This window comes from Pseudoalteromonas sp. L21 (genome assembly GCF_021728035.1).
Lineage (GTDB): Bacteria > Pseudomonadota > Gammaproteobacteria > Enterobacterales > Alteromonadaceae > Pseudoalteromonas > Pseudoalteromonas arabiensis.
This window is the reverse complement of the sequence record NZ_JAKKCV010000001.1, coordinates 1,042,813-1,055,251: the sequence shown is the minus strand read 5'-3', so window position 1 is coordinate 1,055,251 and position 12,439 is coordinate 1,042,813. Positions and strand designations below refer to the sequence as shown.

Below are 12,439 nucleotides of genomic sequence, written 5' to 3'. Positions count from 1 at the left end.
TTAAAGCCCTTATTATAAGTCTTGCTCACGATGGCGAATTTTTACATTCGCATGGCTTTTCGCGAAACTTTCACCAATCGTCTGTGCTAAGTAAACCGAGCGATGCTGTCCACCTGTGCAGCCAATTGCGATCGTTAAATAGCTGCGGTTATTACGTTCAAGGTGTGGTAACCACGTTTGCACAAAGGTTTGAATCTGCCAAGTAAATTTTTGCACTATGCTATGGCTTGCAAGGTAATCTTTAACTGGTTGGTCGAGACCCGTAAGTGGCTTAAGATCTGGCTCCCAGTGTGGGTTTGGTAAAAAGCGTGCATCAAATACATAGTCAGCTTCTTTCGGGATACCATGCTTAAAGCCAAATGACATAAAGGTAATAATAAGCTTTTTGTCTTTTTTACCGAGAATCTTCTCACGAATTGACTCTGCTAGCTGATGTACACTTAAATCCGTTGTGTCGATCATAAAGTCGGCGCGGGTAATTAGTACATCGAGCAGTATTTTTTCTTGCTTAATTGCTAAATCGAGTGGTAAAGAATCTAAAGAAAGCGGATGTAAACGTCTTGTCTCAGAGAAACGTCTAATGAGTGTTTGATCATCACTATCAAGGTAAAATAAGGTTGGATTGGCGAAACCTGGCAAGTATTCAAGAATATCATTAAATTCTTGTTGCTCTTTTGGCAGGTTACGTACGTCGATACTGACTGCTATTTTGTCGTAATTATCAGAGACGCTGCGCACTAGCGAAGGTAATAGGTTTACAGGAATATTATCAACGCAATAATAACCAAGATCCTCAAGGACTCGTAAAGCGACTGATTTACCTGAGCCAGAACGGCCACTGATAATAATTAATTCCATTTATGCCTCTGATGCAATAACTTGAAACAGTTCCTGATCGGTTTTAGCGCTGCGTAACTGTTTACAAAATTCTTTGTCTTTTAGTCTATCAGCAATTGTTGATAAGGTCTTTAAATGAAGTTGGCAGTCTCCATCAGGTACGATGAGTGCAACAAAAATATCAACAGGGCGGTTGTCAATTGCGTCAAAGTTAATTGGAGATTCGCTCACTATAATAAACGCATGCGGTTTATCAGCACCTGACATACGACCATGCGGAATAGCAATACCTCTACCAATTCCTGTGCTCCCCAATTTTTCTCGATTGAGTAAAGCATTAAGAATATCTTGCTGCGATAGATGAGGAAGCTGCTCATGAGCGAGTTCGCTGATAAATTCGAGAATTCTTTTTTTGCTATTAAAAAGGACCGCAGCTTTGCTGCAGTCCTGGCTAGTAAGTGAACTAAGTTTCATAATTTAGTGTCGAGCTAATTTCTCTTTGTGTTTAATTACTTGGCGATCAAGCTTATCAATTAGCGAGTCGATGGCCGCGTACATATCTTGATGCTCTGTAGAGGCAAACAGTTCGCCTCCGTTTACATGTAAAGTTGCTTCTGCTTTTTGACTTAATTTTTCTACGTCTAAAATGACATGAACATTATTAATATGATCAAAATGCCTTTCTAGTTTCGCAAACTTGGTGTTTACATAGTCTTTTAATGAATCTGTGATTTCTACATGACGACCAGTTAGGTTTAGTTGCATAAGCATTTTCCTTCTATGTAAAACGTCTAAATCAAGCTTTTACGCTGATTAGACGGCGGTATTGCTAGAGACTCTCGGTATTTTGCAATTGTACGTCTAGCTACTTTAATTCCTTGCTCAGCCAATATATCTGCAATCTTACTATCACTCAATGGCTTCGCTGAGTTTTCTGCGGCAATAAGCTTTTTGATTAAAGCGCGTATTGCCGTTGATGAACACTCGCCACCATTTTCTGTGCTGACGTGGCTTGAGAAGAAATATTTCAACTCAAAAATACCCCTTGGGGTATGCATATATTTTTGCGTTGTAACCCGTGAAATCGTCGATTCATGCATTTCGACCATTTCAGCGACATCATTTAGCACCATCGGTTTCATCGCCTCAGGGCCGTGTTCAAAGAAAGCCTGTTGTTGTTGAACAATACAGTTCGTTACTTTTAATAAAGTATCATTCCGGCTCTCTAAGCTTTTAATAAACCACTTAGCTTCTTGCAGATGAGAGCGAATAAACTGACTGTCGCTGCTTGATTTTACAGAGCGTGACATAGCCGCATATTGGCTGTTCACTCTGATCTTTGGCATACAGTCAGGGTTAAGCTCAACGACCCAACGACCTTTTACTTTTTTTACTGATACGTCGGGTATGACGTATTCAGACTCTTCACGTACGATGCTATCCGCGGGCTTAGGGTTCAAGCTATGGATAAGCGTCATGACTTCTTTTAGCTCGTTTTCTTTAAGCTTAGTCTTTTTCATCAAAGTACGATAGTCGCGGCTTGCTAATAATTCGATGTGCTCAGATAAAACCATTTTAGTTTCAGCCAAATAAGGTGTATCTGCATCGAATTGACGAAGTTGAATACATAGGCACTCTTGTAAACTGCGAGCACCAATGCCGACAGGATCAAATAGCTGTATTCTTTTTAGGACCGCTTCGACTTCATCAAGTTCTATTTCTTCTTCTTCATCATCGTTTTGATTAAAGCTTTCAACAATATCCTCACAACTGACGGTTAAAATACCTGAGTCATCAATAGCTTCGACTATAGCAACAGCAATTGCTTCATCAGTTGGACTAAATGGGGTCAACTGTAGTTGCCACATCAGATATTCGTGGAGAGTTTCGGTTGACGCACCTTGATAAATAGACTCATCTTCTGGCATTGGCCCTGAAGAGGTTGAAGGAGCTGCACTCATGTACTCATCCCATGTGACGTCCATTGCTAGGTCGTCACTAACGGTATCTTTATTGAGTGCATCACTGCTTTCTTGCTCGTACTCACTTGGTGCTTCTTCTGCCGTAGCAGTGACTTGTGAATCATCAGAGTCAGATTTTTGTTCGTTTTTACCGATTGCGTCTTCACTGTAATCCGCTTCTTCCACTTCAAGTAGAGGATTACTATCAAGCGCTTCTTGTATTTCTTGCTGGAGATCCAATGTACTAAGTTGCAATAAGCGAATGGCTTGTTGCAGTTGTGGAGTCATTGTAAGTTGCTGGCCCATGCGCAGCTGTAATGATTGCCTCATGTATCCCTAACAATCCTTTTAAATCATTTATTGATACTACTTTGAGTCAATATCAATATGTTGTCATTATTGTAAGTCTAGCAGATGCTCTAGTCGGTGATGTATTGGTTACAACCTGAATTGCTCGCCTAGATAAACATCGCGTACGGTTTGGTCTGCTAATACGTGTTCAGGCGTGCCTGATGCAATTAGCTCCCCATGAGAAACAATGTAGGCTTTTTCACAAACATCAAGGGTTTCTCGAACATTATGGTCAGTTATTAGTACACCGATACCACGGTTTTTCAAATGCTCTATAATTTTCTTTATATCTAACACTGAAATTGGATCAACACCAGCAAAAGGCTCATCTAGCAGAATAAATTTTGGATCTGCGGCTAATGCTCGCGCGATTTCAACACGGCGACGCTCGCCTCCTGATAGCGCCATACCTTGGCTATCTCGAATGTGCTGAATACTAAATTCATCAAGCAGGTTATTGAGTGTTTCTTCTCGTTGCTGTTTTTTAAGATCTTTACGTGTTTCAAGAATCGCCATCAGGTTTTGGTAGACCGTCAACTTTCTAAAAATGGATGATTCTTGGGGTAAATAGCCAATACCTAATCGAGCGCGATTGTGCATGGGTAATAAAGTGATGTCGTTGTCATCAATACTAATTTTACCTTTGTCGCTTGGCACTAGCCCTACAATCATGTAGAAGGTGGTGGTTTTACCTGCACCGTTAGGGCCTAGTAAGCCAACAATACTGCCAGCTTCGACTTCTAGTCCCACATTTTTGACAACTTGGCGACCCTTATAGCTCTTTGCTAACAGCTCTGCTTTTAATGTACTCATGGCTGGCCTTTATCATCTTTTTTATTATCAACAGGCACTAAGATTGTATGCACACGATCCGTTGAATTTTCGTCTTTTTCAGCACTAATGAGTTGTTGTTCCATGTCATAAGTTATACTTTTTGCACTGACTTTTTGCCCTGCTTGTGTCACTTGTGCATCGCCAACTAAGGTGAGTAAACGCTTTGCTACATCGTAACGTACTTCGTCTGCACTGGCGCTCATAACCGTGCCATCTTCTTGTTTTTCTTCAAAGTAGGCTGGCTTACCTGTGGCAATGATAAGTGAAACAGTACCATCAACCTCACCAGCATGTGCTTCTAGGCGATCTGCGGTAATACGACGATTACCATGGGTTATTTCTACATTTTCTTCAAAAATCCCGACTCCATTTTTTAACTGACCTACTTGGCGATCTGAGCTAATGCTGATAGGAGTACCCGCTTGGTCTGCAGCAGCGCTTGAAAACGCAATCAATAAGCTTGGGATTAGAAGTAATTTTTTAAGTTTATTGGTCATAGTATATGGTTCGTGTATGGTTAGTTAACTCGACGATTTCGGCTTTTAAATCAGCTTTTAAACCTTTACCGGTAATCTTTAAGTTTGGGCCTGTTAATGTAACAGGTTGTTTTGAGTACATGGTCATTTTTTCAATATCGACATTGATATTTTCTGCGTTGATATCTTCAATCATGCCATTATGAGTTAGATTTTTTGCAACAACGTCACCTTCAAAAATAAGTTGATCGTTTTCGTACAAGGTAGCCTCTTTTGCTTTCACCTGCCAAACCTGTTGATCCCCATAAATGGTAAAAATAGGCTGTTCAAAAAAAGTAAACCCTAATTGCTGGTATAGCTCCATTTTAGCCGCAGCGACTTTATGGCTGATGTTACCTTGCTCATCATACGCCGTTTGCTTTAGCGCAATGGCGGTGTAATCCGGTGTTGCGATTATCTCGTCTTCACTGTTTATTGCGCCTGTTGGTTGGCTAAAGTACGGATACCATAACCAGATCATGCAACAAACAAAAACAATACTCAGTAAAATACGGGCTATATTCATGCGCTGGTTCCATCAGTTGTTAACGCTTTCGCGTTTTCCAGCATTAATAAATCTGTAAGCTCTCGCACAGCGCCAAACCCTCCGGGTAACATGGTGGTGTAATGAGCGAGTCTTTTTATAAGTGGGTGAGCATCGTTTACAGCAACCGCAAAGCCTACTTTTTCCATGACAGGTAAATCAGGGCCATCATCACCGATATAGGCTATTTGCTCATCGCTCAAAGTCAGTTTGTCTTTTAATTCTTGATACGCAATAAGCTTGTTTTCTTGACCTTGATAAATGTGTTGTACTGTTAGGCTAGTCATGCGTTGCTGAACTATTTGTGAATGTCGCCCTGTAATAACCGCAACCTCAAAGCCACTATTTATTAATGCTTTAATACCAAAGCCATCTTTGGTATTGAACGCTTTGAGTTCTTCACCGTTATTTCCTAAGTAAATACGGCCATCAGAGAAAACGCCATCAATATCGCAAATGAGTAGTTTTATTTTCTGAGCACGTTGGCTTACATCGGTGCTTAATGGCTGATAAAGCTCGGCAAACGTCATCTTTAAAGTACCCCTGCTTTTAAAAGGTCTTGCATATTAAGTGCGCCAATCGGTGTATTACTTTCATCGATTATTATTAAACCGTTAATGCGTTTTCGTTCCATAATATTCAATGCTTCCGCAGCGAGCATATCAGCATGTGCGGTGGTGCATGAGCGCGTCATTACTTGGCTAATCGATGTGTTATGAATATCGACACGTTGCTCTAAAATACGGCGTAAATCACCGTCAGTAAACAGACCTGCAAGCTTTTTGTTTTCATCGACAATAGCTGTCATACCGAGGCCTTTGGCTGACATTTCTATTAGTGCATCTTTAACACTTTGGGATTCGGTAACGATAGGTGTGGCACTGCCAGTATGCATGACGTCTTCAAGGCTCAGTAATAAACGCTTACCTAGGCTCCCCCCAGGGTGAGATAAAGCAAAGTCATCGGCAGTAAAACCGCGCGCTTCGAGTAGGGCAACGGCTATCGCATCGCCCATAACTAATGTCGCAGTGGTGCTGGCAGTAGGGGCGAGGCCCAATGGACACGCTTCTTGGCTAACTTTGATGCACACATGGACATCCGATAGCTTCCCCATAGTTGAGTTAGGGTTACCTGTTAGAGATATCATTTTTGCGCCAATACGCTTAATAACAGGAATAATACCAAGCACTTCACTGGTTTCACCTGAATTTGAAATGCACATCACAACATCTTCACGTGTGATCATACCTAAATCACCATGACTCGCTTCACCTGGGTGAACAAAAAATGCAGGGGTGCCTGTACTTGCTAATGTAGCGGCTATTTTGTTGCCGATATGGCCTGATTTACCCATACCTATGACAATAATACGACCTGTGCAATGAAACATTAATTGGCAAGCATGTTCGAAATCAGCATTGATATACTGTTCAATTTCTCTTAATGCTTGCGCTTCAACTTCAAGAACTCGCTTACCTTGCGCAATAAAGCTTTGCTGCGTCATTTGTTATCCTATTTGACTGAAAATATAGCCTTGGTATGCAATAAATGCGACTAACAATAAACCACCTTCAATTCTATTGATACGACGAGCACCTCTTAAGTTCAATGACATGGCGATTAAAGCTATGGTTGCGCCAATCATAATCAAAGCATCTCGGTTAGCCGCTGAAGGGTCGATGATTGATGGGTTGATAATCCCTGCAAGAGGCAGTACCGCCAATAGGTTGAATAAGTTTGAGCCAACAATGTTACCTAAGGCTAAATCATCTTCATTTTTTAGTACCCCGGCAATACAGGCTGCTAGTTCAGGTAAACTGGTGCCAATAGCAATGATGGTTAACCCAATCACTAAGTCGCTTAAGCCAAAGTATTTTGCAATATCTACTGCCGAACCAACCAGAAAGTGTGAACTGATAGGAAGAAGGATCATACCCACGACAAGCCAAAACAAAGCTGAGCCTGTAGAAACATTATCAGGGATATCTTCACACGCTTCTGAAACGAAAGGGTCATCCGCTTGGTTTTTATCTCTTAAAGAAATAATAACTAAGCCTGCAATAAAAACAATAAAGCCAATAAGGAGCGCAACACCCTCAGCAAATGAGAAGAAGTTATCAGAGAATATGTACCAAGAAGCCACCGACACTAATAGTACTAATGGCATCTCACGTTTGAGTGTTGTTGAAGAAACAGATAAAGGCCTTAACAGTGCTGTAATACCTAATACTAGTAAGATATTAGTAATATTAGAGCCAACAGCATTCCCTACCGCGGTATCTGTTTTGCCTGCAAGGGCTGCTGATGCTGACACCATCATTTCGGGTGCCGATGAACCCATGGCAACAACCGTAAGGCCAATGATTAGGGTTGGGATCCCCATGTTTTTTGCCAGTGCCGCTGCCCCGTAAACAAAACGGTCTGCACTCCATACAAGTGCGGCAAAACCGATAATTAAAATGACAAAAGAAGTCACCATTTTTATACGCCAATATTACTTAAACAGATGGCTGCAAATAGTAACAAAAGCAAACCTGAAAGTATAAGTAAAAGAATAGACTGAATGTTTTAAATGGGTGTTTTTTGGAAACTAAATTTAAGCGTGTATTAAGTTCGACATTTCTAGCATAGATTATTTTGATAGAAAATATTACAAAATTTTACGATTTGTTTTTTCCATCTTGACTAAAAAACCCTTAAAATGGCAAAACTAGTGAAAAAAGTTATGGAGAGCGACTTGTCGCAATCAATAGTAGAAATCAAGGATGTAACCTTTTCACGGGGCGATAGAATCATATATAAAAATATGACTTTTAACATTCCGAAAGGCAAAATTACCGCTATTATGGGACCAAGCGGCATTGGTAAAACCACCATGTTACGCTTAATTGGTGGCCAACTTAAGCCTGACGCGGGTGACATTTTATTCGAAGGGCAGAGTATCCCTAATATGTCACGCAAGGCACTTTATGCTGCCCGTACAAAAATGAGCATGTTATTTCAAAGTGGCGCTTTGTTCACTGATATGACTGTATTTGATAACATTGCTTTTCCCTTACGTGAACACACGCAACTCAGTGAAGACTTAATTCGTCTTGTCGTGTTAATGAAACTACAAGCCGTTGGTTTACGTGGTGCACAAGATTTGATGCCATCTGAGTTATCGGGTGGTATGGCAAGGCGTGCTGCACTAGCGCGTTCTATTGCACTTGATCCTGAACTCATTATGTATGATGAGCCTTTTGCTGGCCAAGATCCTATTTCGATGGGGGTGTTAGTGAAACTCATAAAATCACTTAATCAGGTGCTCGGTTTATCCTCTTTAATTGTGACACATGATGTCACTGAAGTTTTAAGCATTGCAGACCATGTTATTATAATTGCTGAACAAGGGGTGATAGGCGAAGGCTCCCCTGAGCAAATGCAGAACCACGAGTCTGAATTAGTACAACAATTCTTAAAAGGTTTGTCTGATGGCCCCGTGCCTTTTCATTACCCTGCTCCTGAATACAGTGAAGAGTTATTAGGAGTGCGCAATGTTTGATCTTTTGCAAAAGCTAGGACATAAAACCTTAGGGCGTTTTGCGGCACTGGGTCGTTCTACACAAATGTTATTTGGCGCCTTAGTCAATAAGCCTAACTTTAAAAAGGGCACGCCTTTACTTATACGTCAGTTGTATATGGTGGGGTCGCAATCGCTGCTTATTATTATGGTGTCAGGCTTATTTATAGGCATGGTACTTGCGCTCCAAGGCTACACTGTATTAGTTGGTTATGGTGCTGAGGACAGTTTAGGTCCATTGGTTGCACTTAGCCTATTGCGTGAGCTTGGGCCTGTGGTTACAGCACTGCTTTTTGCTGGTCGAGCGGGAAGTGCTTTAACGGCGGAAATCGGTCTAATGAAAGCAACAGAGCAACTATCGAGTCTAGAGATGATGGCAATTGATCCGCTCAAGCGAATTATTGCACCTCGATTCTGGGCTGGCTTCATTAGTATGCCCATATTGGCACTTATTTTTTCTGCGGTAGCTATTATAGGCGCTCATTTAGTGGGTGTTGATTGGCTTGGTGTTGACTCGGGTAGCTTCTGGTCAATCATGCAATCGCAGGTGTCGTTTCAACAAGATATCGTAAACGGCATGATTAAAAGTTTTGTTTTTGCCATGATCGTGACTTGGATTGCTCTTTATAAAGGGTATGACTGTATCCCAACCTCAGAAGGGATAAGCAAAGCCACAACAGAAACCGTTGTGCACTCGTCACTGGCAGTATTAGGTTTTGACTTTATTTTAACAGCGGTAATGTTTACCAGCTAATTAGGGTATAAAGATGAATTCACGGAAATTAGAAATTTTAGTTGGCTTTTTTGTAGCCCTTGGTATTGCTGCATTTGCGCTATTAGCATTTAAAGTTGCCAATGCGGGGATCAGCGGTAATGGTGAGACCTACCAGCTTAATGCAAAGTTTGAAAATATTGGCTCTTTAAAAGCGCGTGCGCCAATTAAAGTGGGTGGTGTTGTTGTGGGGCGTGTCGAGTCTATCTCCATTCATCCTAAAGAGTTTGTTCCTGTGGTTAACATGGCTATTGATGCGAACTATTTATGTAAGTTTTCGGATACGACATCAATCTCTATTTTAACGTCAGGTATTTTGGGTGAGCAATATTTAGGTATCAATCCTGTTATTGCGCCACAGTCAGCTGAGCAACGTTGCATGGGAAGTGAAGTCACTGCCGATGAGCAAGATGCAGGCTTAGATGAACTATTTGGTGTCGAGAGTAAAGCATTAGCTGATGGTGATTATATTACTGATACTAAATCAGCATTAGTACTTGAAGAACTAATCGGTCAGTTCTTATTCAACCAGGGTGGTGAGTAATTATGTTTAAGAAATTTTTGTTATGTTTAAGTGCTGTATGTGCACTAAGTGCCAACGCGGCTGAACCAACCGTCGATTTAAAAGATCCATATAAAATGGTGCGTGAAGTGTCTGACAATACATTCGCACGCATTACTAAAGATCAGCCATTAATTGCTAAAGACAAAGAGCACTTGCGTGTTATCGTTGAAGAAGAATTGATGCCATACATTGATTATAAATACGCAGCGCTGCGTGTTTTGGGTAATCATGTTTCAAAAGTAAGAGCAATCGAGGATAAGGCTGAAAAAGCAAAAGCAATTAAAGAGTTACAGCGCTTTATTGACGTGTTTCAAAAGTATTTAATTGCGACATATGCAGGTGTATTCACACAATATACAAATCAAAGTGTAGAGTTTGGCCCTGCTCAGCCTTTTAAAGGTCAAGACGTTGTTTTAGTTAAGACAAAAATTGTTGAGTCGGGCAAACCTGATATCAAAATTGATTTTAAAGTACGTGAAGATCGTGATGGTGATTGGCGCGCTTACGATATGATTGCAGAAGGGATCAGTTTACTGGATGCAAAGCAAAGTGAGTTCCAAGGTATCTTACGTCAACAAGGTATTGAGCATGTGAGTGACTTACTAGAGCAAAAGAGCCAACTGCCAGTGCAATTTAGAGGTGAGGGTGGGAATGAGTAAAGTATCGATTACTCAACTCGATGATGACCAATTTCGCGTCAGCGGTGAACTGACTCGAAATTCTATCGGTCATGAACGACTTCTGAATATGAAGCCACAAACTAAGCATAAAACATGGTATTTTGACCTTTCTGAGGTCTCTAGGGTTGACACGGCGGGCTTAGCTTGGTTAATTCATTCTTTCGCAGAATTAAAGCAGCAAGGTGTGCGCCTTGAGCTGAAAAACAGCCCTGATCAACTGCAGAAATTAATGCAATTAGGTCAGGTCACAAACCTTTTTGAGTGAGATTTATGGAAACAAGCCAAGTCGAAACGTTATTACGCGACGAATTAAAATTAGATGAAGTAATTGTTAAAGCAAACGGTAGTCACTATGAAGTGATTGCTGTTGGTGAGTGTTTTGATGGTTTATCTCGCGTTAAAAAGCAGCAACTGGTATATGCTCCATTAATGGCGACTATCTCAGACGGTACCATCCACGCAGTGTCAATCAAAGCATTTACACCAACAGAGTGGAAACGCGAACAAAAATTTATACTTCCACAATAGTCACAGGACCTCCTCATGGATCAATTTGTTATTCAAGGTGGTACATCACTGGCAGGTGAAGTCACTATCTCAGGCGCTAAAAATGCCGCTCTGCCAATTCTTTTTGCTGCACTGTTGGGACAAGGCAAAAGTACCTTTAGTAATGTCCCTCGCTTGCGCGATATCGGTACCACAGAAGCCTTGTTAAAAACGCTGGGCGCAAATGTCGAGTGGCAACAAGATAAGCTTGTAATTGATGGCGCAACCGTCAATAAGACACTTGCACCTTATGAATTAGTAAAGCAGATGCGTGCCTCGGTTTTAGCTTTAGGGCCGCTGGTTGCGCGTTTTGGCGAAGCCCAAGTATCACTGCCTGGCGGCTGTGCAATTGGTGCTCGTCCGGTTGATATCCATATTCAGGGCCTTGAGCGCATGGGCGCGGCGATTAAGGTTGAAAACGGTTATATAAATGCCAAAGTTGACGGTCGCTTAAAAGGTGCTGAGATTTTCATGGAAATGGTCAGTGTCGGCGCTACTGAAAACTTATTAATGGCGGCAACGCTGGCTGATGGTAAAACCGTACTTGAGAATGCAGCCCGTGAGCCTGAAATTACCGACCTTGCTAATTGCTTAATCGCAATGGGTGCAAAAATCACTGGCGCAGGTACGAGCCGAATCGAAATTGAAGGCGTTGAGTCGCTATCTGGTTGTGAATATAGCATATTGCCAGATCGTATTGAGACAGGCACCTTCTTGGTTGCAGCGGCAATGGCCGGAGGCGAGGTACTGTGTAAAAATACCCACTACCATAGCCTTGATCCTGTGATTGAAAAACTGCGTGCTACCAATGCATTGGTTGAAGTGACAGATAACAGTATTTACCTAGACATGCGCGGCCGTGATTTAAAAGCCGTGAATATCAAAACCATGCCACACCCAGGTTTTCCAACAGATATGCAAGCACAATTTACTGCACTCAATGTTGTGGCAAAAGGCAGTGCAACAATCACAGAAACTATCTTCGAAAACCGTTTTATGCACGTGCCTGAGTTGCAGCGTATGGGGGCTAATATTCGTTTAGAGGGCAATACAGCGATTTGTGGAGATACCGATAAGTTGTCAGGTGCACAAGTAATGGCAACGGATCTACGCGCTTCAGCGAGCCTTATCTTAACGGGGATTGTAGCGCAAGGTGAAACGATTGTTGATCGTATTTATCACGTTGATCGTGGTTACCAGCGCATTGAGGATAAACTTAGCGCGCTGGGTGCTAATATTAAGCGCCGCTCAAATTAGTTAGAAAACGTTAAG

At 41.6% G+C, this 12,439-nt stretch carries 17 protein-coding genes; 7 read left to right on the top strand and 10 right to left on the bottom strand.

Annotation, left to right across the window (positions count from 1 at the left end):
* Nucleotides 1–12 precede the first annotated feature (12 nt).
* From rapZ to L3V41_RS04775, 10 genes are all read right to left on the bottom strand, one after another.
* Nucleotides 13–858 carry an RNase adapter RapZ gene (gene rapZ / locus L3V41_RS04820; RefSeq protein ID WP_062568553.1) on the bottom strand — a complete coding sequence of 282 codons (846 nt, stop codon included), beginning with the start codon at nt 856–858 and terminating at the stop codon, nt 13–15.
* Entirely contained in the window at nt 859–1,311 is a 453-nt protein-coding gene (gene ptsN / locus L3V41_RS04815) for a PTS IIA-like nitrogen regulatory protein PtsN (RefSeq protein ID WP_062568554.1), read from the bottom strand.
* Nucleotides 1,312–1,314: 3 nt separating this feature from the next.
* Entirely contained in the window at nt 1,315–1,602 is a 288-nt protein-coding gene (hpf, locus tag L3V41_RS04810) for a ribosome hibernation promoting factor (RefSeq protein ID WP_062568555.1), read from the bottom strand.
* A 26-nt stretch (nt 1,603–1,628) separates the two neighbouring features.
* Nucleotides 1,629–3,128: an RNA polymerase factor sigma-54 gene (locus tag L3V41_RS04805; protein WP_062568556.1), complete on the bottom strand. Its 1,500-nt coding sequence runs from the start codon at nt 3,126–3,128 to the stop codon at nt 1,629–1,631.
* 108 nt (nt 3,129–3,236) lie between these two features.
* Entirely contained in the window at nt 3,237–3,962 is a 726-nt protein-coding gene (gene lptB / locus L3V41_RS04800; protein ID WP_062568557.1) for an LPS export ABC transporter ATP-binding protein, read from the bottom strand.
* Nucleotides 3,959–4,480 (bottom strand): lipopolysaccharide transport periplasmic protein LptA, encoded by a 522-nt coding sequence (gene lptA / locus L3V41_RS04795; protein ID WP_062568558.1) that lies wholly within the window; start codon nt 4,478–4,480, stop codon nt 3,959–3,961. The genes lptB and lptA overlap by 4 nt, the downstream gene beginning before the upstream one ends.
* Nucleotides 4,470–5,024 carry an LPS export ABC transporter periplasmic protein LptC gene (gene lptC / locus L3V41_RS04790; protein ID WP_062568559.1) on the bottom strand — a complete coding sequence of 185 codons (555 nt, stop codon included), beginning with the start codon at nt 5,022–5,024 and terminating at the stop codon, nt 4,470–4,472. The genes lptA and lptC overlap by 11 nt, the downstream gene beginning before the upstream one ends.
* On the bottom strand, nt 5,021–5,572 hold the full coding sequence (gene kdsC / locus L3V41_RS04785; protein ID WP_062568560.1) for a 3-deoxy-manno-octulosonate-8-phosphatase KdsC: 552 nt from the start codon (nt 5,570–5,572) through the stop codon (nt 5,021–5,023). Before kdsC ends, lptC begins: the two co-directional genes overlap by 4 nt.
* A gap of 2 nt (nt 5,573–5,574) precedes the next feature.
* The gene (locus tag L3V41_RS04780; protein WP_062568561.1) at nt 5,575–6,546 is read right to left on the bottom strand and encodes a KpsF/GutQ family sugar-phosphate isomerase; all 972 of its coding nucleotides are present in this window, start codon (nt 6,544–6,546) and stop codon (nt 5,575–5,577) included.
* Nucleotides 6,547–6,549: 3 nt separating this feature from the next.
* Entirely contained in the window at nt 6,550–7,521 is a 972-nt protein-coding gene (locus tag L3V41_RS04775; RefSeq protein ID WP_193987852.1) for a calcium/sodium antiporter, read from the bottom strand.
* 246 nt (nt 7,522–7,767) lie between these two features.
* On the opposite strand from L3V41_RS04775, the gene L3V41_RS04770 reads away from it, so the two are divergent.
* The 7 genes from L3V41_RS04770 to murA are packed head-to-tail and all read left to right on the top strand — an operon-like array spanning nt 7,768 to nt 12,424.
* Nucleotides 7,768–8,586: an ATP-binding cassette domain-containing protein gene (locus L3V41_RS04770; protein WP_083515295.1), complete on the top strand. Its 819-nt coding sequence runs from the start codon at nt 7,768–7,770 to the stop codon at nt 8,584–8,586.
* Nucleotides 8,579–9,358, top strand: a complete 780-nt coding sequence (gene mlaE, locus L3V41_RS04765; protein ID WP_062568564.1) for a lipid asymmetry maintenance ABC transporter permease subunit MlaE — start codon at nt 8,579–8,581, stop codon at nt 9,356–9,358. The genes L3V41_RS04770 and mlaE overlap by 8 nt, the downstream gene beginning before the upstream one ends.
* Before the next feature lie 13 nt (nt 9,359–9,371).
* Nucleotides 9,372–9,920 (top strand): outer membrane lipid asymmetry maintenance protein MlaD, encoded by a 549-nt coding sequence (gene mlaD, locus L3V41_RS04760; RefSeq protein ID WP_062568565.1) that lies wholly within the window; start codon nt 9,372–9,374, stop codon nt 9,918–9,920.
* A gap of 2 nt (nt 9,921–9,922) precedes the next feature.
* Nucleotides 9,923–10,600 carry an ABC transporter substrate-binding protein gene (locus L3V41_RS04755; RefSeq protein ID WP_062568566.1) on the top strand — a complete coding sequence of 226 codons (678 nt, stop codon included), beginning with the start codon at nt 9,923–9,925 and terminating at the stop codon, nt 10,598–10,600.
* Nucleotides 10,593–10,886, top strand: coding sequence for an STAS domain-containing protein (locus tag L3V41_RS04750; protein WP_062568567.1), 294 nt, complete (start codon nt 10,593–10,595; stop codon nt 10,884–10,886). The genes L3V41_RS04755 and L3V41_RS04750 overlap by 8 nt, the downstream gene beginning before the upstream one ends.
* 5 nt (nt 10,887–10,891) lie before the next feature.
* Entirely contained in the window at nt 10,892–11,149 is a 258-nt protein-coding gene (locus L3V41_RS04745) for a BolA family protein (RefSeq protein ID WP_062568568.1), read from the top strand.
* 15 nt (nt 11,150–11,164) lie between these two features.
* On the top strand, nt 11,165–12,424 hold the full coding sequence (gene murA, locus L3V41_RS04740) for a UDP-N-acetylglucosamine 1-carboxyvinyltransferase (RefSeq protein WP_062568569.1): 1,260 nt from the start codon (nt 11,165–11,167) through the stop codon (nt 12,422–12,424).
* The last annotated feature ends 15 nt before the right edge of the window (nt 12,425–12,439 follow it).

Excerpts from the sequence above, each read along its gene's own strand:
- murA (WP_062568569.1), top strand. The coding sequence starts at position 11,165 with ATGGATCAATTTGTTATTCAAGGTGGTACATCACTGGCAGGTGAAGTC.
- L3V41_RS04770 (WP_083515295.1), top strand. The coding sequence starts at position 7,768 with ATGGAGAGCGACTTGTCGCAATCAATAGTAGAAATCAAGGATGTAACC.
- L3V41_RS04805 (WP_062568556.1), bottom strand. The coding sequence starts at position 3,128 with ATGAGGCAATCATTACAGCTGCGCATGGGCCAGCAACTTACAATGACT.
- L3V41_RS04745 (WP_062568568.1), top strand. The coding sequence starts at position 10,892 with ATGGAAACAAGCCAAGTCGAAACGTTATTACGCGACGAATTAAAATTA.
- L3V41_RS04755 (WP_062568566.1), top strand. The coding sequence starts at position 9,923 with ATGTTTAAGAAATTTTTGTTATGTTTAAGTGCTGTATGTGCACTAAGT.
- mlaE (WP_062568564.1), top strand. The coding sequence starts at position 8,579 with ATGTTTGATCTTTTGCAAAAGCTAGGACATAAAACCTTAGGGCGTTTT.
- ptsN (WP_062568554.1), bottom strand. The coding sequence starts at position 1,311 with ATGAAACTTAGTTCACTTACTAGCCAGGACTGCAGCAAAGCTGCGGTC.
- L3V41_RS04750 (WP_062568567.1), top strand. The coding sequence starts at position 10,593 with ATGAGTAAAGTATCGATTACTCAACTCGATGATGACCAATTTCGCGTC.
- L3V41_RS04775 (WP_193987852.1), bottom strand. The coding sequence starts at position 7,521 with ATGGTGACTTCTTTTGTCATTTTAATTATCGGTTTTGCCGCACTTGTA.
- lptB (WP_062568557.1), bottom strand. The coding sequence starts at position 3,962 with ATGAGTACATTAAAAGCAGAGCTGTTAGCAAAGAGCTATAAGGGTCGC.
- lptC (WP_062568559.1), bottom strand. The coding sequence starts at position 5,024 with ATGAATATAGCCCGTATTTTACTGAGTATTGTTTTTGTTTGTTGCATG.
- mlaD (WP_062568565.1), top strand. The coding sequence starts at position 9,372 with ATGAATTCACGGAAATTAGAAATTTTAGTTGGCTTTTTTGTAGCCCTT.
- L3V41_RS04780 (WP_062568561.1), bottom strand. The coding sequence starts at position 6,546 with ATGACGCAGCAAAGCTTTATTGCGCAAGGTAAGCGAGTTCTTGAAGTT.
- hpf (WP_062568555.1), bottom strand. The coding sequence starts at position 1,602 with ATGCAACTAAACCTAACTGGTCGTCATGTAGAAATCACAGATTCATTA.
- rapZ (WP_062568553.1), bottom strand. The coding sequence starts at position 858 with ATGGAATTAATTATTATCAGTGGCCGTTCTGGCTCAGGTAAATCAGTC.
- lptA (WP_062568558.1), bottom strand. The coding sequence starts at position 4,480 with ATGACCAATAAACTTAAAAAATTACTTCTAATCCCAAGCTTATTGATT.
- kdsC (WP_062568560.1), bottom strand. The coding sequence starts at position 5,572 with ATGACGTTTGCCGAGCTTTATCAGCCATTAAGCACCGATGTAAGCCAA.